This window comes from Sphaerisporangium sp. NPDC088356 (assembly GCF_040685555.1).
GTDB lineage: Bacteria > Actinomycetota > Actinomycetes > Streptosporangiales > Streptosporangiaceae > Sphaerisporangium.
The window spans coordinates 19,451-38,567 of record NZ_JBFBIK010000071.1 but is presented as its reverse complement, the minus strand read 5'-3'; the positions used below and the strand labels follow the sequence as shown (position 1 = coordinate 38,567).

Genomic DNA, 19,117 nt, shown 5'->3' with positions numbered 1-19,117 from the left:
GCCGAGCCCGGGGCGTGGGTGACCACCCGCCGGGAGTCGTAGACGAAAGGACAGCCATGTTCCGCGCCCTACGGGGTGGTCTGGCAGTGATCGCCGCCACCCTGATCGTCACCCAGTTCGCCCCCACTGCCGCCCACGCGGCGGACCCCGCCTACAAGGTGCTGGTCTTCTCCAAGACCGCCGGGTTCCGGCACGACTCCATCCCCACCGGCATCCAGACGATCCGCGACCTCGGCACCGCGAACAACTTCACCGTCACCGCCACCGAGGACGCGACGGCCTTCACCACGGCCAACCTCGCGCAGTTCAAGACGGTCGTCTTCCTCAGCACGACCGGCGACGTGCTCAACGACGCCCAGCAGACCGCCTTCACCTCCTACGTCAACGGTGGCGGGGGGTACGTCGGCGTCCACGCCGCCGCCGACACCGAGTACGACTGGCCGTACTACGGCCAGCTGGTCGGCGCCTGGTTCAAGAGCCACCCGGCGATCCAGCAGGCGACGGTCAAGAACGAGGACCGCACGCACCCCGCCACCTCGGGCCTCGCGGCGACGTGGACGCGGACCGACGAGTGGTACAACTACCGGACCAACCCCCGGTCGACCGTCCACGTGCTGCAGAGCCTGGACGAGAGCAGCTACACCGGCGGCGAGATGAGCGGGGACCACCCGATCACCTGGTGTCATCCGCAGGCGTCCGGCCGGTCGTTCTACACCGGTCTCGGGCACACGATCGACTCCTACGCGGACCCGGCCTACCGGGCGCTGCTGCTCGGCGGCATCCGGTACACCGCCGGCATGGTGACGGCCAACTGCGCCCCTCCGACCGGCCCGCCTCCGGGCAGCACGATCGAGGCGGAGTCGTTCACCTCGCAGTCGGGCGTGCAGCCCGCGGGCCACGCCGGCGCCAGCGGCGGCACCACGCTCGGATTCATCGACAACGGTGACTGGGCGGGTTACTCCTCGGTCAGCACGGCCGGGGCGACCGGGTTCACCGCCCGCATCTCCTCGGGCGGGCCGGGCGGGACGATCACGATCCGCTCGGGTTCGCAGACCGGGACCGTGCTCGGCTCGGTGACCGTTCCCTCGACCGGTGGCTGGGAGAACTTCCAGAACGTGTCCACGACGCTGACCGGTTCGGCGTCCGGGCCGCTGTTCCTGACGTTCACCGGTGGCGCCGGTTCGCTGTTCGACGTGGACACCTTCTCGCTGACCAAGACCGCCGTCCCCTCCGCGGTGGAGGGCGAGGCGTTCACCTCCCAGTCGGGCGTGCAGGCCGCGAACCACGCGACCGCCAGCGGCGGCAAGACGGTCGGCTACATCGACAACGGCGACTGGGCCGGGTACTCGCAGGCGAGCACGGCCGGGGCGACCGGGTTCACCGCCCGGGTCTCCTCGGGCGGCGCGGGCGGGGCGATCCAGGTCCGCTCGGGTTCGCAGACGGGCACGCTGCTGGGCACGGTGACGGTTCCGTCGACCGGCAGCTTCGACACCTTCCAGAACGTGTCCACGACGCTGAGCGGTTCGGCGTCAGGACCGGTGTTCCTGGTCTTCACCGGCAACGGGGGCTCCCTGTTCGACGTGGACACTTTCACGATCACCAAGTAGTAATTCGTTAGAGGTCCTCTGCCCGGAACATCCTCATTTGGGTGTTCCGGGCATCGACGGTGTTCCGGACGTACCTACGGCCGGGCCCGCGGGCGTACCGGCGATGGGAGCCGGGGCGGGGATAGCACGGCAGCAAGAGGCCGGCCAGTCGGCGGCCGGCTCGTGAGAAGAAGGAGATGCTGATGGACGTCGGGGTCTGGCTGGTCGGGGCACGGGGTTCGGTGGCCACCACGGTCGTCACCGGGGCGGCGGCGTTAAGGGCCGGCCTCGCGGCGCCCATCGGATGCGTGACGGAAGGGCCCGATTTCGCGGGCGCGGGACTGCCGCCGCTGGACAGGCTGGTCTTCGGCGGCCACGACATCGCGAGCACGCCGCTGCCCAAGCGGGCCGAGGAGCTCAGCCGCGCCGGGGTCATCCCCCCGCCGCTCGCCGAGCTCGTACGCCATGACCTGGAGGCGGCGGACGCGGAGATCCGGCCCGGCATCGCGACCTGGCCCGGCACGTCCGGCGGAGCGCATGCCGCCCCCGGCCCCGTGGAGAACGCGGAGATCGGCGGCGAGGCGGGAGCGGAGAGCCAGGCCGCCGTCGCGCGCAGGCTGATCCGCGACATCACCGACTTCCGTGAGCGCCGAGGCCTCGCCCGGGTGATCGTGATCCACGTCGCCTCGACCGAGCCGCCCGCCGAGCCGCACCCGGCGCACCAGAGCCTGGAAGCGCTGGTGAGCGCCCTGGAGCTTCCGGGGAACGTGCTGCCGCCCAGCTCGCTGTACGCCTTCGCCGCGCTCAGCGCCGGCTGCCCGTACATCGACTTCACCCCATCGACCGGCGTGTCCCTCCCCGCGCTGGACGAGCTGGCCCGCGCGCAGGGCGTTCCGTACGCGGGGCGTGACGCCAAGACGGGGGAGACCCTGGTCAAGACGGCGCTGGCCCCGATGTTCGCCGACCGCGCCCTGGCCGTGCGGTCCTGGTCGGGGACGAACCTGCTCGGCGGGGGAGACGGCGCCACCCTGGCCGACCCCGCCGCGGGCGAGAGCAAGCGCATCTCCAAGGACCGGGCGCTGCCCGGCATACTCGGCCATCCGGTCGAGGGGAAGACCCACATCGACCACGTGCCGCACCTCGGCGACTGGAAGACCGCCTGGGACCACATCACCTTCGAGGGCTTCCTCGGCGTTCGGATGTCGCTGCAGTTCACCTGGCAGGGCTGCGACTCCGCGCTCGCCGCGCCCCTGGTGCTCGACCTCGCCAGGCTGATGGCCCGCGCGCACGAACGCGGCCACTCGGGGGCACTGAAGGAGCTCGGCTTCTTCTTCAAGGACCCCATCGCCCTTGACGTGCACCGCCTCCAGAGCCAGTACGACCTGCTCCGCGCCTGGGCCGGGACGCTCGCGTGAGCATGGACCTCGCCACCCTGGCCGAGCTGGTCCGGGCCCCCGCCGCGCTCACCGTGCCCGGCGACGTCTCAGCGGGGGGCTCGGTCAGGCCGGGCCTCGCGCTGTCGTCGGTCTGCCTCTACTGGGCCGGCATGGCGCTGAACGACTACGCCGACCGCGACCTGGACGCCGTCGAACGGCCAGAACGTCCCATCCCGTCCGGGCGCGTGCGGCCGGGCCAGGCGCTCGGCCTCGCCGCCGGGCTGACCGCGGCGGGCCTGGTCGCCGCCGCCCGCACCGGCGGGCGCGGCGCCCTCGGCGTCGCCACTGGGCTGGCCGCCGTCGTATGGGCCTACGACCTCGCCCTGAAGGACACGCCGGCGGGCCCGCTCGCGATGGCCGCCGCGCGCGGGCTCGACGTGGTGCTCGGAGGCGCGTCCACGGACGCCCCTCCCGGAGACGGCAAGGCGCGCCTGCTCGCGGCGGGCGCCGTGGCCGCGCACACGTACGGCGTCACGGCGCTGAGCCGGGGCGAGGTCGGTGGAGGATCGAAGGCGCGGTCCGCCACCGCCCTCGCCTCGACGGCCCTGGCCGCCGGCCTGGCCGTCGCGCACGTCACCTCCGTCACCTCCGGGTCTGCCGCCGTCTCCCGGGGACGCCCCGGTGGCGCCGTCCCGGTCGCGGTGCGCAGGCTGGCCGGGTTCGGGCTCACGGCGGCGTACGCGGGGCTGGTGGGGCGGGCGCAACTGGACGCCGCCCGCCACCCCGACGCGGGACGCACCCGGGCGGCCGTGGGCCAGAGCATCCTCGGGCTGCTGCCCCTGCAGGCCGCACTCACCGCCGGGCGCGGAGGGCTCGCCACGGCCGTCGCGCTCGCGGCGGCCCACCCCCTGGCCAGGAAGCTGTCGAGAAAGGTCTCCCCGACGTGAGATTCGGATACGGCACGAACGGCTTCAGCAACCACCGCCTGGACGAGGCGCTCGTCGTGCTGGCCGACATGGGGTACGACGGCGTCGCCCTGACCCTGGACGCCGGGCACCTGGACCCCTACGCGCCCGACATCGGCCACCAGGTGGACCGCGTCGCCAAGCGGCTGCGCGACCTCGACCTGTCCGTGGTGATCGAGACGGGCGGCCGGTACGTCATCGACCCGCTCCGCAAGCACCACCCGACGCTGCTCCACCCCCCGCAGGCCGCCGCGGCCCGCGTCGACCTGCTGCTGCGCGCCGTGCGGATCGGCGCGGACCTCGGCGCGGAGGCCGTCTCCTTCTGGAGCGGCATCCGCCCGCCCGAGGTGGGGGAGGACGAGGCCTGGCGGAACCTGGCCGAGGGCGTAGCGGCCGTGCTCGGCGAGGCCGCCGCCCGTGACGTCACGCTCGGCTTCGAACCGGAGCCGGGCATGCTCGTCGACACCATCGCGGGGTTCGAGCGCCTGCACGAGCTGGCGGGAAGGCCGGAAAGGCTCGGCCTGACCCTGGACATCGGCCACTGCCGCTGCCTGGAGCTCGAACCGGTGCCCGACTGCGTGCGCAGGGCCGGGCCCCACCTGGTCAACGTGCAGATCGAGGACATGCGGCGGGGCGTGCACGAGCATCTGGAGTTCGGCGAGGGGGAGATCGACTTCCCACCGGTCCTCGCCGCCCTGGAGGAGGCCGGGTACCGGGGCCTGGTCAGCGTGGAGCTGCCCCGGCACAGCCACGCCGCGCCGCTGATCGCCGCGCGGTCCCTGCGTTTCCTGCGCGAGTGGGAGCCGTCCGGCGAGGGAGCGGCGCTGTGAAGGGAAGCCGAGCCGTGAGAGGTGGGAGACGACGATGACCACGTCATACGTACCCGGGTACGCGCTGAGCGAGGAGGGCGCCCGCTGGCTGCGGGCGTCCACACAGCGGATCCGCGAGGACGAGGGGGCGCTCGCCGCGCTGTTCCCCGCGGCCGGGCGGGCCTGCGGCCGGGGGCCGATCCCCGGCGAGCCCGGCTGGACGGTCGACCAGGCGGTCCGGGCCGAACTGCTGCTCGCCCTGCCGAGCACCGGGGAGCCGCTCGGGAAGACCCTGTTCGACCTCTACGCCCACGGGGACGCCGCCGAGCGGCTCGCCGTGCTCAAGGCGCTGCCGGCGCTCGCCGCGGACGGGAAGCTCGGCGACGCGGGCCTGCCGATCGTGCGGGACGCGCTGCGGACCAACGACGCCCGCCTGGTGGAGGCCGCCCTCGGCCCCTACGGGGCGGAGCACCTGCCCGACCACTCCTACCGGCAGGCCGTGCTGAAGTGCGTGTTCATCGGAGTGCCGCTCAGCGCCGTCGCCGGTCTCGACCGGCGGGCGGACGAGGAGCTGGCGAGGATGCTGGCCGACTACGCGCAGGAGCGCCTGATGGCCGGGCGCGAGGTCCCCTCGGACGTATGGCCCCTGGTGGATAGCCATCCGGCCGTGCTGACCAAGGTTCGCGCCCTGCTCGCCGAAGGCCACCCGCACGCTTCCGCCTGATCGAAGAGGACCCCTCATGCGTATTTTCGACCCGCACATCCATATGACCTCACGCACGACCGACGACTACGAGCGCATGTACGCCGCCGGGGTGCGCGCCGTGGTCGAGCCGGCCTTCTGGCTCGGCCAGCCGCGCACGTCCCCCGACACCTTCGCCGACTACTTCGACGGCCTGCTCGGCTGGGAGCCCTACCGCGCCGCGCAGTTCGGCATCGCGCACCACTGCACGATCGCCCTCAACCCCAAGGAGGCCAACGACCCGCGCCTGCGGCCCGTGCTCGACCTGCTCCCGCGCTACCTCGCCAAGGACCGGGTCGTCGCGGTCGGCGAGATCGGCTACGACGACATCACCCCGGCCGAGGACGAGGCCCTGACCCGCCAGCTCGCCTTGGCCATCGAGCACGACCTCCCGGTGCTCGTGCACACCCCGCACCGCGACAAGGCCTCCGGCACCAGGCGCACCCTCGACGTCGTACGCGAGTCGGGGTTGCCGCCCGAGCGGGTGCTGGTCGACCACCTCAACGAGATGACGGTCGCCATGGTCAAGGAGAGCGGCTGCTGGATGGGCTTCTCCGTCTACCCCGACACCAAGATGGACGAGGGCAGGATGGTGGCGATCCTCAAGGAGTACGGGCAGGAGCGGACTCTGGTCAACTCCGCCGCCGACTGGGGGCGCAGCGATCCGCTGAAGACCCGGGCCGTGGCCGACGCCATGCTCGGCGCCGGGTTCTCCGAGGCGGAGGCGGAGACCCTCCTGTGGGACAACCCCGTCGCCTTCTACGGCCAGAGCGGCCGCCTGGACCTCACCGGCGTGACCACCGGCCAGGAGTACGCCGGCAACAGCATCCTCCGCGGAGCCCCGCGTGACTAGGCGCGGGACCGATCACGTCAGGGGGGCTTCGTCATGAGGTTCCGGCATCCTGACGGGTCGGTCGTCCACGTGGCCTACTGCACCAACGTCCATCCCGCCGAGGACGTGGCCGGGGTGCTCGGACAGCTGCGCCGCTACGCCGGGCCGGTCCGTGAAAGGCTCGGCGTTCCCCGGCTGGGGCTCGGGCTGTGGCTGTCGCGGCCGGTCTGCGACGCGCTGACGGCCGAGCCCGGTGAGGCCGTACGGCTGCGGGAGGCACTCGCCGAGCACGGGCTGGAGGTCGTCACCCTCAACGGGTTCCCCTACCAGGGGTTCCACGACTACGAGGGCGAGAGCGACGCCGGATCGGCCGTGCCCGGGTCGCCCAAGCTGCGGGTCTACCACCCCGACTGGACCACCGAGGCGAGGCTCGACTACACGCTGGCGCTGGCCCGCGTGCTCGCGGGCCTGCTGCCCGCCGATGTCCGGTCGGGCAGCATCTCGACCCTGCCGCTCGCCTGGCGCACTCCCTGGACGCCCGAGCGGTCCGGCACCGTGATGCGCATGCTCGACCGGCTCGCCGCTGGCCTGGCCGAGGTGGCCGCCACGACGGGCCGTACGATCCGGGTCGGTTTCGAGCCGGAGCCGGGCTGCGTCGTGGAGAACACGACGCAGGCGGCGCACCACCTGGGAGGCGTCGACCACGACTACCTGGGCGTCTGTCTGGACGCCTGCCATCTCGCCGTGCAGTTCGAGGAACCCGGCGAGGCGCTGGCGCGGCTGGCCTCGGCAGGACTGCCGGTGGTGAAGCTCCAGGCCTCCTGTGCCCTGCAGATCGACGACCCCGCCGACGCGACCGCCCGGGAGGCGCTGGCGGCCTTCGCCGAGCCGCGCTTCATCCACCAGACCCGCGAGCCGGGCGGGGCCCCCGGCGGCGGCCTGCTGCAGGCCGACGACCTCGGCGAGGCGCTCGGCGGGGAACTGCCGGGCGACGCGCCCTGGCGGGTCCACTTCCACGTCCCGCTGCACGCGACGCCGGCCCCGCCGCTCGCCTCGACGCAGGGCGTGCTCGACGAGACCCTGCGCACGCTGCTCGCGGGGCCCTCGGCGCTGACCCGCCACGTCGAGGTGGAGACCTACACCTGGCAGGCGCTGCCAGAAGATCGACGACCCAAGACCGACGAGGCCCTGGTGGAGGGGATCGCGCTGGAGCTCGCCTGGATGCGCGACCGCCTCATCGACCTCGGACTGAAAGAGGAGACCCCGTGACGATCGGAACGAACGGCGCCGTGAGGCCGCTGGTGGTCATCGACGTGGTCGGCCTGACCCCCCGCCTGCTCGAATCCATGCCCAACCTGTCGCGGCTCGGCCGCCCCGCCCCGCTCGGGACGGTGCTCCCCGCCGTGACCTGCTCGGTGCAGTCGACCCTGCTCACCGGCGCCCTGCCGCGCGACCACGGGATCGTCGGCAACGGCTGGTACTTCCGCGACCTCGGCGAGGTCATGCTGTGGCGCCAGCACAACGCGCTGGTCGAGGGGCCCAAGATCTGGGACGACGCACGCAAGGTCCATCCCGGCTACCGCGTCGCCAACATCTGCTGGTGGTACGCCATGGGCGCCGCCACCGACTTCACGGTGACACCCCGGCCCATCTACCACGCCGACGGCCGCAAGGGCCCCGACTGCTACACCACCCCGCCGTCGCTGCGCGTGGACCTGACCAGGGAGCTCGGCCGCTTCCCTCTGTTCTCGTACTGGGGGCCCAAGGCCGGTATCGCGTCCAGCCAGTGGATCGTGGACGCCGCCCGGATCATGCTCGCCCGGGAGAACCCCGACCTGACCCTCGTCTACATCCCCCACCTCGACTACGACCTGCAGCGGTTCGGCCCGTCGGGGCCGGAGGCCGTGGCCGCCGCCCGCGAGGTCGACGCCGCGCTGAAGCCGCTGCTGGACGACGCGGACGCCATGGGGGCGGTGACGGTCGTGCTGTCGGAGTACGGCATCACCGACGTCTCCCGCCCCGTCGACATCAACCGGATCCTGCGCCAGGAGGGACTGCTCTCGGTCTACCGGCAGGCCGGAATGGAGTACCTCGACCCCTGGACCTCCCGCGCGTTCGCCGTCGCCGACCACCAGCTCGCCCACATCTACGTCAAGGACCCGGCCGACGTGGCCAAGGTGCGGTCGATCCTGTCCGCGCTGCCGGGCGTCGACGAGGTGCTGGACGAGGCGGGCAAGGCGGCGTACGGCCTCGACCACGCGAGGGCCGGTGAGCTGGTCGCGGTCGCCTCGCCCGAGTCGTGGTTCACCTACTACTACTGGCTCGACGACGACCTGGCCCCGGACTTCGCCCGGCTGGTCGACATCCACCGCAAGCCCGGCTACGACCCCGCCGAGCTGTTCATGAACCCCGAGGACCCGTTCGTGAAGGCCAAGGCCGGCATGGCGCTCGCCCGCAAGACCCTGGGCTTCCGCTACACCATGCCGGTCGTCCCCCTGGACCCGGCCCCCGTACGTGGCAGCCACGGCCGCCTTCCGAGCGACCTCCGCGACGCCCCCATCCTGCTCTGCAGCGACCCCCTGGACCAGGATTCGTACGCCGCCACCGAGGTCAAGTCGCTGTGCCTGCGCCTGGCGGGCATCCCGACGTAACCCGTCGTGAATACTGGCCCGGAAGCCATTGCCTCGGCGTGGCTTCCGGGCCGCTTCCTGCTCCAGCCCCGTCGGTGACGTCCGCGACTTCTTCCGCCGCGTCTGCCGATCGCCGGCGAGGTGTCACGCGCGTGGGCCGCCTCACCGGTGCGGGGGCAGGTGGCGCAGGCCGTTCTCCAGGAGGGCGAACGCGTGCTCGGCGTCGCTCACCGCGCCCGGGTAGCGCGCCTCGGCGGACTCGCCCGACGCCAGCCGTTCGGCGTTGTCGAGCGCCAGCGACCATTGCACCGCGACAAGCTGGACGGAAGCCAGCCGGGCGGTGAGCCGCGGGACGTCCGCCGTCTCGCGCAACGCCTCGGCGAGGGTGTGCTCGGCGGCGGCCTTGAACCGCTCCATGCGGGAGACCAGGGCCGGGGTGGCGAGGATCATCCGCAGGAGCGCGCGCACCTCGGGGCGGTCGTTTCGGAGATCGAGACCGAAGTCGTCATCGCGGGCGCCGGCCCGACCGGGCTGATGCTCGCGTACGAGCTGGCCTTGGCGGGGGTCGACGCCCTGGTGCTGGAGAAGCTGCCACGGCGCATCGAGCAGGTGAAAGGCGGCGCGATCCAGCCTCGCACCGCCGAGCTGCTGGAGCTGCGCGGCCTGCTGGAGCCGTTGCGGGCGCGGGCCACGACGCGCGATCCGGTGGGCGGTCATTTCGCGATGATTCCGGTGCCGCTGGACTGCACGCCCTGGCGCACCAGGCACCCGTACCCCATCGTGGTCCCGCAGTGGGTGATCGAGGAGGTGCTGGAGGAGCGCGCCGTGGCCAGTGGCGCGCGGATACTCCGCGACACCGAGGTCACCGCGGTCGATCCGGGTGACGGCCTGAGTTCGGGCGAGCCTGGGGAGGCCCGCACCGTGACCGCGGGCGGGGCGGGTGTCACCGTGACCGCGGGTGGATTCCGGGTACGGGCGGGTTACCTGGTCGCGTGCGACGGAGGCCGCAGCACGGTCCGCAAGCTGCTCGAACTGCCGTTTCCGGGCAGGCCCGGGACCTTTCTGGCGGTGCTGGCCGACATCCGGCTGTACGCCGCGTCATCGCTGGTGCCGGAGCGGATCGGGCACATCAGCAGCCTCACCCGCCAGGCGAACGGCTACTGGAGCATGCTGGTCCCGATCGGTGGCGACCGCTACAGGTTCACCTTCGGCCGCGAGGACCAGACGGACCTCACCCGCGACACCCCGGTCGGCGAGGAGGAGATCGCCGCCGCGCTGCGGGCCCTGTACGGCGAGGAGACCGTCCTGAGCGGGGTGGACAACTCCTCACGATTCACCGACGCCACCCGCCAATTGGAGCGCTACCGCGCGGGCCGCGTGCTGTTCGCCGGGGACGCCGCGCACATCCACCCGCCGTTCGGCGGCCAGGGCCTGAACCTCGGCGTGCAGGACGCGATCAACCTCGGCTGGAAGCTGGCCGGGACCGTCCAGAGTCGGGCGCCGGGCGGCCTGCTGGACACCTACAACACCGAACGGCATCCGGTGGGCGCCCAGGTGATGCATGACAGCTTGACTGAATCGCATCAAGAGCACAAGCGGCCCGGCACAGCCACTTCACCATCACACCGGGGCGCTTGACAGGACACTGGGAGTCCGAACTGTGGAAAGCGCATGCGGCGGCACCGACACCCGTTTCACCTACGGCCTGATCGCTGACGTGGTCCGCGTCCTCGGCGAGCACGGCTACCGCACCCCTGACGGCCCCGCTGGCGACGGCACGCTGGGCCGCAGCGTCGGCGTGCGACGCCAGCCCTTCGAGCTGTTGAGCCTGCGGGCAGCGTTGGCGAAGTTCCGCACGTTCGGCGTCTTCTTGGCCCTGATGCGGACGCCGGCCCCGAACCCCGACAACCTGACCTGCGTCACGATGCGCCGGGCCACAGCCGAGCGGAGCGGAGCGGTTCACCATCGTGTGGCAGACCAGTCGACGGCATGGACTTGAGCCCGGCGCGGACGCCTGCCCAAAAAGCGCAGCGCGGGCCAGTCACGGGCCAGTGCAGGGAGAGAGGGTGATCTACATGGGAGCCCTTCAACGGGGGCGCATCCCATGGATTATGTTTCGGTCCTAGAGATCACATCGGAGATCAAACCGAACGCGATTCGCACCACCCGCAGCCAGGTAGCGATCTGATCACATCCTGACACACACCCAGTCCGCCACGATGAAATAGGTAAGTGAATCCCCGCCAACCCAAACGCCCACATCGAAAAGGACCCATAGAATGATCGTCTGGACACTGATCACCGTGGTCCTGTTCGTCGTGGTGGTTGTCGCGCTCGGCATGCGCAGCCTAAACAGACGAGAAGCATTCCTCATACAAGCTCTCGAAGATCCAGGCGAACGGCTGCGTAGCCGTGTCAGACGCGTGAACCTCGCACTCTACGAAGCCGTCTCACTCATGGACGAACTGCAACGCGATCTTAGGGCCCAACAAGCCGCTCGCGACCGACTGTCCAGTGAAGCCGAAGAACAGGCGCGGATGCTGTCTCTTAATCGGGAGCAGGCCGAAGCGATTCGACAAGTTCTTGTCGGCGAAACCAAGGCGACCATCCGCGCCGAATGGCGCCGCGAACTAAAATTCTTCGCTGCGGGGCTTCTCCTGTCCGTCCCCATCGGCGTGTTCGTCAACCTCATCAGTCCCAGCTAAGCCGCGGCCCGCGATAGCTCGGCACAACCGGTCGTGCTCCGCGGGCGTCGCTGGCACCGGCTAACTCCGGAACAGGCACCTCTAGGTCGTCGCCAGGTCCTCGCAGTCGTACACCACCTCGCGGCTCATCAGGCCCAGCTCCCGAGTGCTGTAGCGGCGCGCCAACTGGCGGATCTTCACCAGTCCTGCGAGGTACGCAGCGGCGCAACAATCGGGCCGGTGCCGCGTTCCTGGTTGCACCTGCGTGGCTTGCCGTCACGTCTCGGGCACACAAGGCACGGCGCGCTTGAACCGTGTGCGGGTCGCATGGCGTACGGGTCGATGGGCTGGTCAGCGTCGATGGCGATGGGCACCAGGTGGTCGGCCTCCCCGGCGCCGTTGTGCCCGCAGATGTGGCAGACGTAGCCGAAGAGGAGGAACATCTGCTCGCGTGCCCGCCGGTACGGCCGGCCTGTGCGGTGCCGGTTGTTCCGGGGCACGGCGGCTACCAGACGCTGAGCACACGATGTGCGGGATGAGCCACACGACGAACCCGACCAGTCCGGCGACGAACGCGGGGACCGTGTACCGCCGCGCCGGTCGGTACGGGTCGATACCGAGCCACCGCCGGATGTTCTCCGACAGGGTGTCTTTCTCGCGCCCGTTGGCCAGAGCCACGGTCTCCAGGATCAGGAAGCTAGCGAGGCTTGCGATGGCCCAGATGATCCAGGCCCAGGACGGGATACCCGGCATGTCGTCTCCCTCATGGGTCGTGATCAGGAGGAGCGCGAGGCGCATGGATCCACGGCGGGGGAGTTGTGGACTCAGTCCGGAAATGCAGAAAGCCCGGCGGATGCCGGGCTCAAGAGACAGCTACGCCCAAGGCGTTTTGTCTGTCAGTTACAAGATTACCAGCCATCACGTGCAAATGGGTAGTCGCGTAGATGGATGGGATGAAGCACGGTTCGAAAGGCCCGAGGTGCCTGCTTCGTTGGAGGGTGATCCCTCGATCGGCGCGACAACCTCAGACGAAGCGGGCAATGTGGGGCCATGCCTCGCCTGCCCCTCCCGCTCCGACGTGACGCGCCCTCCCGACAGAGGCCGTTCCGCCAGTCGCGCCCGGTCCGATTAGTACACATCGGCGTCGCTCTCACCGTCACCCTGATCCTCGCCGCCGCAGGTGCTGTCGGTCTTATCTGGGGCGCTATCACCTGGATCGGTCTGCCCGACCTCGCCGCCGCGAAGCCCACCGTCGATCAACTGTTGGAGGTCGTCAAGATCTCCCTCGCGGTCATCGCGGGAGTCGGCGGGGTCATCGCCCTGGTCGTCGCATACCGCAAACAACGCATCACCGAATCCGGCGAAAGCCGAGAGCAGACCAAGCTGTACGCAGAACGCTTCGACAAGGCATCCGACAAACTCGGCTCCGACAGCCCAGCCGTACGACTGGCCGGCGTCCACGCCCTGGCTGCGCTTGCTGATGACTGGCAGGGCGGTCGCCAGATGTGCATCGATGTGCTCTGTGCCTACCTGCGGATGCCCTCCGAACCCGAACCAGAATTGCATGGACGCGAGCACACTGCATGGGTTGCCATGCGTGAAGTCCGCTCGACTATCGTGCGCATCATCGTTACTCACCTCCGCAGGATGGCTCCCAACCCCTGGCATGGATACGACTTTGACTTCACCAGCGTTATTTTTGACGCCGACAGCAGCTTCGCTGGCGCGGTGTTCTCCGGCGGCGAGGTGTCGTTTAACCGTGCGGTGTTCTCCGGCGACATGGTGTCGTTTCACTTCGGAGAGTTCTCGGGCGGCACAGTAACGTTCACAGGCGCCGTGTTCTCCGATGGCAAGGTATGGTTCGGCAACGCGCAGTTTTCCGGTGGCATTGTGTGGTTCGGCGATGCGGTGTTCTCCGGAGGTACTGTGCTGTTCGATGGCGCATTGTTCTCCGACGGCATGGTGTTTCTTAACGACACGGAGTTTTCCGGTGGCGAGGTATCGTTTGACCGTGCGGAATTTTCCGGTGCTGAGGTGTCGTTCGACAACGCGAATTTTTCCGGCAGTGAGGTGTCATTCAGACGCGCGGTGTTCTCCAGCGGCAAAGTGTGGTTCAGGGGAGCAAAGTTTTCCGGCGGCATGGTGCTTTCTGGCGATAAGACGTTGCTCAGCAGGCAGGTTTCCACTGGGGAGGTGTTGTTCGACGATGCGAAGTTTCTCGGCAGCGAGGTATCGTTCAAGAGGGCGGTATTCTCGGGTGGCGCGGTGGACTTCAGTAACGTTTCGCAATGGTCGTCACCGCCGACAGGTCTCCCTGCGCACGCGCCCGGAGCACGTCTACCCGTCGAGCACAGCGCTTCCGAAACCACCGAAGTGCGGGGCGGGTAGGCCACGACCTGCGAAGTACCACGGTTCCCGGGGTTATTGATCTGTCCGCTTCGCCAGGCGTTCGCCGAGCGCGATCCCGGCTCTTCTTGCTTCTCGCTTCACGCCGAGTGCCGCCATGACGAACATCAGCGGCCCGTACTTGGTGGAGTAGTACCAGAGGTAGTCCAGGAAGGTGTCTACGGCCGCCCAGACTGCGGTCCAGGCACCGGACAGCTCATCTACGGTCATCGGTCCTCACCACGCAGTCGATCAAGCATGTCGCCGAGAGGCAGCTCGGCTACCAGCGCGGCCGACAGCGCCGCCTCCTCCTCGATGCCGCGAGTCCGCCTGTGGTACCGCTCTGTTGTGGTCGACGAGGCATGGCGCACCTTGTGCCGCACGCGGTGGAGCGGCTGCCCAGCGTCCAGCCACGCCGTGATGGCAGACGTACGAAGCACGTGCGGACGGACCTCGGCAGGCTTGTCGAGCCCTGCCGCCTTCGCCACGCGCCGCAGGATCGGCGGGACGTGATGCCGCGCGAGCGCCTGGCCGTCGTCGGCGAGCAGCAGCGGCACCGCGGTGCGCCCAGCGAGGTACATCTCCAGCACTTCGACCACGGCGGGGTCCAGCGGCTCGTTACGAAGCTTGCCGCCCTTGAGCGGCACCGTGAGCAGCGTCCGGCCGCGCTCGTGACGGATCTGGTCGAGGCGGGCCCGGCACACCTCGGACACCCGGAACGCCGAGACGTACAGCAGCAGCAGCAGGAGGAGCAGGTCACGTAGGTTGCCGTCAGCGGCCCGGACCATGCGTGCCATCTCGTCGCCGTCGCGCGCCGGGGTGATGCCCTCGGCGCTGACCTTTGGGCGTTCCAGCTCGCGGACCGGGTTGGTTGGGACGATCTGCCGCGCGGCGAGGTGCTTGAACATCGCCGACAGGGACGACAGCCGCCGGGCCGTGGTCGCGGCCGACAGCGGCTTGCCATACCGGCCGACCATCTCCCGCATGGCGTCGGCGTAGTTCGCAACCACGTCCATGGTCACGGCGAGCACGTTGACCGGGGCCTCGTCGGCGTTGATGCCGTGCCGTTCCCGCAGCCACTCAACGAACGCCCGGACGTCAGCGGCGTACGCCTCGCGGGTGTTGGCCGAGTCGACCGAGTCGAGCCACGTCTCAATCGGCCCGGCGGCCGGCGACTGCTCGCCGATCGAGCGCGCCAGGGACAGCCGCGCGGCTTTCGGGCCCGGCAGCGCCGCGCGCTCCTGGTCGGTGAGCCATCGGCGGACTCCGGCGCGCGGTCTGTCGACGGCCCCGGAGCGGTGGTCAAGGTCGGTCGTCACGGTCTCCATAATCTAATTATGGAGCTTGCGGTGCCCCATATGCCCTGGTCTGCGGGCCTGTCGGCCCGTGCCCCGTCCGCGCGAACCCTGCGGCGTCCGCGTCAACCCTGCGGACGAGGGGACGGGTTGAGAGCGAGCCCAGCAAATACGTCGACCTTGGGGCAGCCCGTAGTGCATCCTGGTCCGTTCAGCTCTTGCAGAAACGAAATGGAGGCATGCCGTCATGACATCGGCGACGATTGACATGTCTAGCACTGACGGTCCGGACATGATCACCTTCCAGCCGGGGCGTCACGCACTCCGGCTGCGTCCGGCGGTCGGCGGTGCGCTGGTGGAGCTTTCCCTGGCTGTCAGCCGGAACAGCGAAAGCAAGGAGCCGCGACCGATGCAGATCTCTGCGACTATGCGCGTCAGCCGGGTCTCGCACAGCAACAGTCGGCCCCTGTGCAAGATCGAAGCGAACAATGTCATCACCCCCCACCAGCAGGCAACGGAGCACATCTTCGTCGGCTTCATCAGCGATGCACAGGTCCGCGCAGTTGAAGAACTACGCCTCACCGGCAGGCTGTGGATCACTTTGGACCTGAACGCAATCTGGGTCAGCCCGAACCCGGACGCCTCACTGAACCAGCGGACCAGTCAGCTGAACTTCGATGTGCCATCTGGAGAATGGATCGAAGAACTGGAGCGGGTCGACGCCGCCACCCATGTCGAACTGCTGATCCCGATTACCGACAACACCAAGCACGCCAAGGCCGCCCATCGGATCCGCACCGCCCGCGACCACCTCCGCCAAGGTGAGAACGGGGCTGCCGTCGGCGAGATCCGCAAACCCCTGGACCGCATCCGCAGGGAAACCCGGACCCGTCCCGTCGCCCAGGCCGCACTCAACAAAGACCGGCTGATCCGTGACCAGGACGAGCGGTGGGCGGTATTCATCGAAGCCCTCTTCGACCTGCTCAGCGGGGAAGCCCATGATGACCCCGGAACAACCGAACACTTCACCTGGACCCGAGCCGAAGCTGCAGTGCTGACGGCGACCGTCGCCGGCCTGCTCGCCCGCCAAGCCGAAGCACAACCTCCCGCGATCTAACCTCTACCCGTACTGTCCGGCTCGACCGCTACAGAGAGGCCGCGGCCGTCATCGACAAAGTGGGCGTCAGCGAAATCCGCAAGGTACGTCTGAACGGCCAGAGCTGCTGCGGTCCGCGGTTACCCTGCGGACCGCAGCTGAGTGCGCCGGGCATCCGTCAGCTCGGTCCGCATTTGCAGGGGCGGGGCTTTCCGCTTTCTCACCCTCGCCCGCAGGCGCATAGCTACTCAACGGCGGCGAAATTAACATTCGCCACGGGAGTCCCAACACACTGGGAGACATGACCGACAGCACATCTCTCCACGATCGCGACAAATCCCTGATCGACCAGATCGAGCGCGACCTTCGTGACCCGAACGTCCCTGTTGCCGAAGTTCTCCGGCTGTGCGTCCTCCTCGGCGGCCACGCCGGTTCCGCCGCCTTGCGGGAGTGGGCGAAATCCGAGTTGGAAGGCTACAGCTCCGAGGAGGAAGTGCCCCCATATCGCGTAGTTAGCGCCTCGCTCTACATGCGCCTCACCAACCGGTACGGCGTCAACGCCATGGATCAGCGGATCAGCCCTCAGATCTTGCCCGAGCAGATCCGCAACGACGTCCGCGAGGAGGTTCGTTTCACGGAGCCGATCGCTGTGCTCGTAGCGCGGGCGAAGAAGGACGACCTGCGGTTCACATGGGGCAACTCCGAAGCGGTGGCAGCCCACATGACACGGGAAAAGTCCGCGAGCGGTGAGATCGACCGCAATACCGTGATCGCCGGTATCTACTGGCAGGTGAGCCCAGAGGACCTTAGCGGCGTCGTGGACCGCGTCCGCACTGCACTCGCCCGTCTGATCTCGGAACTCATCGCGAACCGGCACGCCGGCCAGGAAGTACCCACATCCGAGCAGGCCGACCATGCGCTGGCGACCGCCGTCCCGAGCCTCACCCTGAACGGGAACAACAACCAGATCATCATCCAGAACAGCCGGGACGGCGCGGTCACCAGCACGACTAACAAGGGAGACGGGGAAAGCAAGCTGTGGAAGTGGATCTGGGTCGCGATCGTCCCGCTCGTCGGCGCGATCGCGGCCGTGGGACAGTGGCTCAGCTGGTTTCCTTGGTCTAAGTGATCTTCTGTGCGGTCAACGCGATTCTCGGTACAGCCCCGGCCCACCTGACGCGGACTGGGGGCTGTACCGGATCTCAGGTCACCTTCCTCCGGTGCTTTCGCTTACGCCCACGCTCGGCGGCGAAGACGTCGGCGAGCCGGTAGACGTTGAACCGGCCGCGCTTCCCGGCGGGCGTGAGGAATCCGCGCGCCGTCCAGGTGTGGATGGTGGCGGGAGACATGCCGACCTCCTCGGCTGCTTCCTCGGCGGTGAATAGCTCCTCCTCGGTCATGCGCTCGCCTCCAGCCCTGCGCCGAGCACGTGCGCGAGCCAGGGCCACTCGTCGTAGTCCCATTGGTGACGGCGGGGCCGCTCGTAGTGGCACCCGCACTCGTCATCCCCGCACTGGCACGACCCGTTGACGCAGACGACCAGCTCACGGTCCGGTAGCGCGCGCAACGAACGGGCGTCGCAGATCGGGCAGCGTGCGTCGAGCCGGTGCACTGGCTCGGTGTCGCCGAGCGCGAGAAGCCCGCCGGCGGAGCCGTACGGCTTCCGCCTCGACGTGTTCGGCAAGGTCGGATTGTTCCTCGACGCGGCGGAGCAAGCCGACAAGGCGCGTGATGCGGTCGGCCGTGCTGGCGCCGACGTTCGGGGTGATACCGAGCCGGTCGCAGACGGCATCCTCAAGCTCGGCCACGCCCACGTCGATGTCGGCTACGGCGTCCAGGACGTCGAGCCGTAGCGGCGCGCGGCCGTCGCCGATGGAGCGAGGTTGGCGGCCCTCGCGTCGCGTTCAACACGCGCCAGGGCGTCCATCCGTTCCTGCTGATCAGTGGTCAGGTCGCGCTGGTTCCAGCTGGGCTCGGTGGCGGCCTAGGTGCAGGAGGGGTGGCAGGTCAGGCGGGTGCCAGAGCGGGTGGGGAGGGCGAAGGCGATGGCCTTGGCGGGGGTGTCGGTGGCGAAGGTTGTTGTGAGGTAGGCGCGGCAGTGTCCCTGAGAGAGTTCGCGGACCAGAAGCAGGCCGCGACCGTCCTCGGAGAGCAGGGTGCTGTCGCTCGCCGAGAACAGGTCGGGGATGGTCTGGTCGCGGGGGCGGGTGAGTACGGCCGGGATCCAGTGGAGGTCGGGGTCGCTGTCGACGACTTCGCACCACGTGGGTACGCCATCCACGCTGAAGACGCGCATCTCGTACGGCGGCCGACCGTGTCTTTCGCAGTTGGCGGCCAGTTCGGCCACGATCGTTTCGGTGTCTGAGATGTCGTCGCCCGGCACGCCTTCTGCCTCAAGCACCTCGCGTACGAACGCGCGGGCGCGGCGTGAGGCGGTTCCCGGGTGCAGCGGCGTGACCAGCACGCTGGTTTCCGGGCGTCGGGGGGTCAGGCACATGCGCGTGCTCCTCGCTCTCGGTGAATGTGATGAGCAGGAGACGCCATCGGGCCCCTGGAGGGGCAGGTCCTGACGCGGGCGTCGCTGTTCGCCCCGCTGGCCGGCGCGTTTGTACGGTGCGCGCCGCCCGCCGTACGGATCACCGCGCCAGGTGGTCGTTTTCTGGTCGTTTCCGGCGGCGGCCGGGGATCCGGGATCACGTCACTTGACAATGAGTTTC

Annotated in this window: 22 protein-coding genes; 15 read left to right on the top strand and 7 right to left on the bottom strand. The window is 69.4% G+C overall.

The window, feature by feature from the left end; translation table 11 throughout:
- From AB0O34_RS24035 to AB0O34_RS24000, 8 genes are all read left to right on the top strand, one after another.
- Positions 1 to 1,607 (top strand): ThuA domain-containing protein (locus AB0O34_RS24035; protein ID WP_363918830.1); only part of this gene is annotated, 1,607 nt, incomplete at its 5' end.
- A gap of 182 nt (positions 1,608 to 1,789) precedes the next feature.
- Positions 1,790 to 3,001: an inositol-3-phosphate synthase gene (locus AB0O34_RS24030; protein ID WP_363918828.1), complete on the top strand. Its 1,212-nt coding sequence runs from the start codon at positions 1,790 to 1,792 to the stop codon at positions 2,999 to 3,001.
- Positions 3,002 to 3,003: 2 nt separating this feature from the next.
- Positions 3,004 to 3,909, top strand: coding sequence for an SCO3242 family prenyltransferase (locus tag AB0O34_RS24025; RefSeq protein WP_363918832.1), 906 nt, complete (start codon positions 3,004 to 3,006; stop codon positions 3,907 to 3,909).
- The gene (locus AB0O34_RS24020; RefSeq protein ID WP_363918826.1) at positions 3,906 to 4,757 is read left to right on the top strand and encodes a sugar phosphate isomerase/epimerase family protein; all 852 of its coding nucleotides are present in this window, start codon (positions 3,906 to 3,908) and stop codon (positions 4,755 to 4,757) included. Before AB0O34_RS24025 ends, AB0O34_RS24020 begins: the two co-directional genes overlap by 4 nt.
- Positions 4,758 to 4,791: 34 nt before the next feature.
- Positions 4,792 to 5,460, top strand: a complete 669-nt coding sequence (locus AB0O34_RS24015; protein WP_363918824.1) for an EboA domain-containing protein — start codon at positions 4,792 to 4,794, stop codon at positions 5,458 to 5,460.
- Between the two features lie 16 nt (positions 5,461 to 5,476).
- Positions 5,477 to 6,331, top strand: coding sequence for a TatD family hydrolase (locus AB0O34_RS24010; RefSeq protein ID WP_363918822.1), 855 nt, complete (start codon positions 5,477 to 5,479; stop codon positions 6,329 to 6,331).
- A 33-nt stretch (positions 6,332 to 6,364) separates the two neighbouring features.
- On the top strand, positions 6,365 to 7,579 hold the full coding sequence (gene eboE, locus AB0O34_RS24005; protein ID WP_363918820.1) for a metabolite traffic protein EboE: 1,215 nt from the start codon (positions 6,365 to 6,367) through the stop codon (positions 7,577 to 7,579).
- The gene (locus AB0O34_RS24000; RefSeq protein ID WP_363918818.1) at positions 7,576 to 8,961 is read left to right on the top strand and encodes a nucleotide pyrophosphatase/phosphodiesterase family protein; all 1,386 of its coding nucleotides are present in this window, start codon (positions 7,576 to 7,578) and stop codon (positions 8,959 to 8,961) included. Before eboE ends, AB0O34_RS24000 begins: the two co-directional genes overlap by 4 nt.
- A gap of 141 nt (positions 8,962 to 9,102) precedes the next feature.
- Here AB0O34_RS24000 and AB0O34_RS23995 read toward each other — a convergent pair whose 3' ends face one another.
- Positions 9,103 to 9,408 (bottom strand): hypothetical protein, encoded by a 306-nt coding sequence (locus tag AB0O34_RS23995; protein WP_363918834.1) that lies wholly within the window; start codon positions 9,406 to 9,408, stop codon positions 9,103 to 9,105.
- On the opposite strand from AB0O34_RS23995, the gene AB0O34_RS23990 reads away from it, so the two are divergent.
- The 3 genes from AB0O34_RS23990 (at position 9,328) to AB0O34_RS23980 (ending at position 11,645) form a co-directional block, all read left to right on the top strand.
- On the top strand, positions 9,328 to 10,578 hold the full coding sequence (locus AB0O34_RS23990; protein ID WP_363918816.1) for an FAD-dependent monooxygenase: 1,251 nt from the start codon (positions 9,328 to 9,330) through the stop codon (positions 10,576 to 10,578). The two genes, AB0O34_RS23995 and AB0O34_RS23990, sit on opposite strands and share 81 nt — an antisense overlap.
- Positions 10,579 to 10,600: 22 nt before the next feature.
- Positions 10,601 to 10,939: a hypothetical protein gene (locus AB0O34_RS23985; RefSeq protein WP_363918814.1), complete on the top strand. Its 339-nt coding sequence runs from the start codon at positions 10,601 to 10,603 to the stop codon at positions 10,937 to 10,939.
- A 280-nt stretch (positions 10,940 to 11,219) separates the two neighbouring features.
- Positions 11,220 to 11,645: a hypothetical protein gene (locus AB0O34_RS23980; protein ID WP_363918812.1), complete on the top strand. Its 426-nt coding sequence runs from the start codon at positions 11,220 to 11,222 to the stop codon at positions 11,643 to 11,645.
- 176 nt (positions 11,646 to 11,821) lie between these two features.
- On the opposite strand, the gene AB0O34_RS23975 is transcribed toward AB0O34_RS23980, so the two are convergent.
- Entirely contained in the window at positions 11,822 to 12,124 is a 303-nt protein-coding gene (locus AB0O34_RS23975; RefSeq protein ID WP_363918810.1) for a hypothetical protein, read from the bottom strand.
- A 550-nt stretch (positions 12,125 to 12,674) separates the two neighbouring features.
- On the opposite strand from AB0O34_RS23975, the gene AB0O34_RS23970 reads away from it, so the two are divergent.
- Complete coding sequence (locus AB0O34_RS23970; RefSeq protein WP_363918808.1) at positions 12,675 to 14,012, top strand: pentapeptide repeat-containing protein; 1,338 nt, start codon at positions 12,675 to 12,677, stop codon at positions 14,010 to 14,012.
- 33 nt (positions 14,013 to 14,045) lie between these two features.
- On the opposite strand, the gene AB0O34_RS23965 is transcribed toward AB0O34_RS23970, so the two are convergent.
- Together AB0O34_RS23965 and AB0O34_RS23960 are read right to left on the bottom strand one after the other, a co-directional pair.
- A complete protein-coding gene (locus tag AB0O34_RS23965; RefSeq protein ID WP_363918806.1) occupies positions 14,046 to 14,240 on the bottom strand; it encodes a hypothetical protein in 195 nt (64 codons plus the stop codon).
- A complete protein-coding gene (locus tag AB0O34_RS23960; RefSeq protein WP_363918804.1) occupies positions 14,237 to 15,328 on the bottom strand; it encodes a tyrosine-type recombinase/integrase in 1,092 nt (363 codons plus the stop codon). The genes AB0O34_RS23965 and AB0O34_RS23960 overlap by 4 nt, the downstream gene beginning before the upstream one ends.
- A 268-nt stretch (positions 15,329 to 15,596) precedes the next feature.
- On the opposite strand from AB0O34_RS23960, the gene AB0O34_RS23955 reads away from it, so the two are divergent.
- Positions 15,597 to 16,421, top strand: coding sequence for a hypothetical protein (locus AB0O34_RS23955; RefSeq protein ID WP_363918802.1), 825 nt, complete (start codon positions 15,597 to 15,599; stop codon positions 16,419 to 16,421).
- Positions 16,422 to 16,701: 280 nt separating this feature from the next.
- The gene (locus AB0O34_RS23950; protein ID WP_363918800.1) at positions 16,702 to 17,529 is read left to right on the top strand and encodes a hypothetical protein; all 828 of its coding nucleotides are present in this window, start codon (positions 16,702 to 16,704) and stop codon (positions 17,527 to 17,529) included.
- Between the two features lie 73 nt (positions 17,530 to 17,602).
- On the opposite strand, the gene AB0O34_RS23945 is transcribed toward AB0O34_RS23950, so the two are convergent.
- Both AB0O34_RS23945 and AB0O34_RS23940 read right to left on the bottom strand, forming a co-directional pair.
- Positions 17,603 to 17,800, bottom strand: a complete 198-nt coding sequence (locus AB0O34_RS23945; RefSeq protein ID WP_363918799.1) for a helix-turn-helix domain-containing protein — start codon at positions 17,798 to 17,800, stop codon at positions 17,603 to 17,605.
- Entirely contained in the window at positions 17,797 to 18,084 is a 288-nt protein-coding gene (locus tag AB0O34_RS23940) for a hypothetical protein (RefSeq protein ID WP_363918797.1), read from the bottom strand. The genes AB0O34_RS23945 and AB0O34_RS23940 overlap by 4 nt, the downstream gene beginning before the upstream one ends.
- Here AB0O34_RS23940 and AB0O34_RS23935 point away from each other — a divergent pair.
- Positions 18,074 to 18,253, top strand: a complete 180-nt coding sequence (locus AB0O34_RS23935) for a hypothetical protein (protein ID WP_363918795.1) — start codon at positions 18,074 to 18,076, stop codon at positions 18,251 to 18,253. The genes AB0O34_RS23940 and AB0O34_RS23935 overlap by 11 nt on opposite strands.
- Positions 18,254 to 18,384: 131 nt before the next feature.
- Here the strand turns inward: AB0O34_RS23935 and AB0O34_RS23930 are convergent, their stop codons facing one another.
- Entirely contained in the window at positions 18,385 to 18,897 is a 513-nt protein-coding gene (locus AB0O34_RS23930; RefSeq protein ID WP_363918793.1) for an ATP-binding protein, read from the bottom strand.
- Positions 18,898 to 19,117 lie beyond the last annotated feature (220 nt).

Coding starts and splice junctions, on each gene's coding strand:
- AB0O34_RS24030 (WP_363918828.1), top strand. CDS start 1,790: ATGGACGTCGGGGTCTGGCTGGTCGGGGCACGGGGTTCGGTGGCCACC.
- AB0O34_RS24025 (WP_363918832.1), top strand. CDS start 3,004: ATGGACCTCGCCACCCTGGCCGAGCTGGTCCGGGCCCCCGCCGCGCTC.
- AB0O34_RS24015 (WP_363918824.1), top strand. CDS start 4,792: ATGACCACGTCATACGTACCCGGGTACGCGCTGAGCGAGGAGGGCGCC.
- AB0O34_RS24010 (WP_363918822.1), top strand. CDS start 5,477: ATGCGTATTTTCGACCCGCACATCCATATGACCTCACGCACGACCGAC.
- eboE (WP_363918820.1), top strand. CDS start 6,365: ATGAGGTTCCGGCATCCTGACGGGTCGGTCGTCCACGTGGCCTACTGC.
- AB0O34_RS23980 (WP_363918812.1), top strand. CDS start 11,220: ATGATCGTCTGGACACTGATCACCGTGGTCCTGTTCGTCGTGGTGGTT.
- AB0O34_RS23970 (WP_363918808.1), top strand. CDS start 12,675: ATGCCTCGCCTGCCCCTCCCGCTCCGACGTGACGCGCCCTCCCGACAG.
- AB0O34_RS23965 (WP_363918806.1), bottom strand. CDS start 14,240: ATGACCGTAGATGAGCTGTCCGGTGCCTGGACCGCAGTCTGGGCGGCC.
- AB0O34_RS23955 (WP_363918802.1), top strand. CDS start 15,597: ATGATCACCTTCCAGCCGGGGCGTCACGCACTCCGGCTGCGTCCGGCG.
- AB0O34_RS23950 (WP_363918800.1), top strand. CDS start 16,702: ATGACCGACAGCACATCTCTCCACGATCGCGACAAATCCCTGATCGAC.
- AB0O34_RS23945 (WP_363918799.1), bottom strand. CDS start 17,800: ATGACCGAGGAGGAGCTATTCACCGCCGAGGAAGCAGCCGAGGAGGTC.
- AB0O34_RS23930 (WP_363918793.1), bottom strand. CDS start 18,897: ATGTGCCTGACCCCCCGACGCCCGGAAACCAGCGTGCTGGTCACGCCG.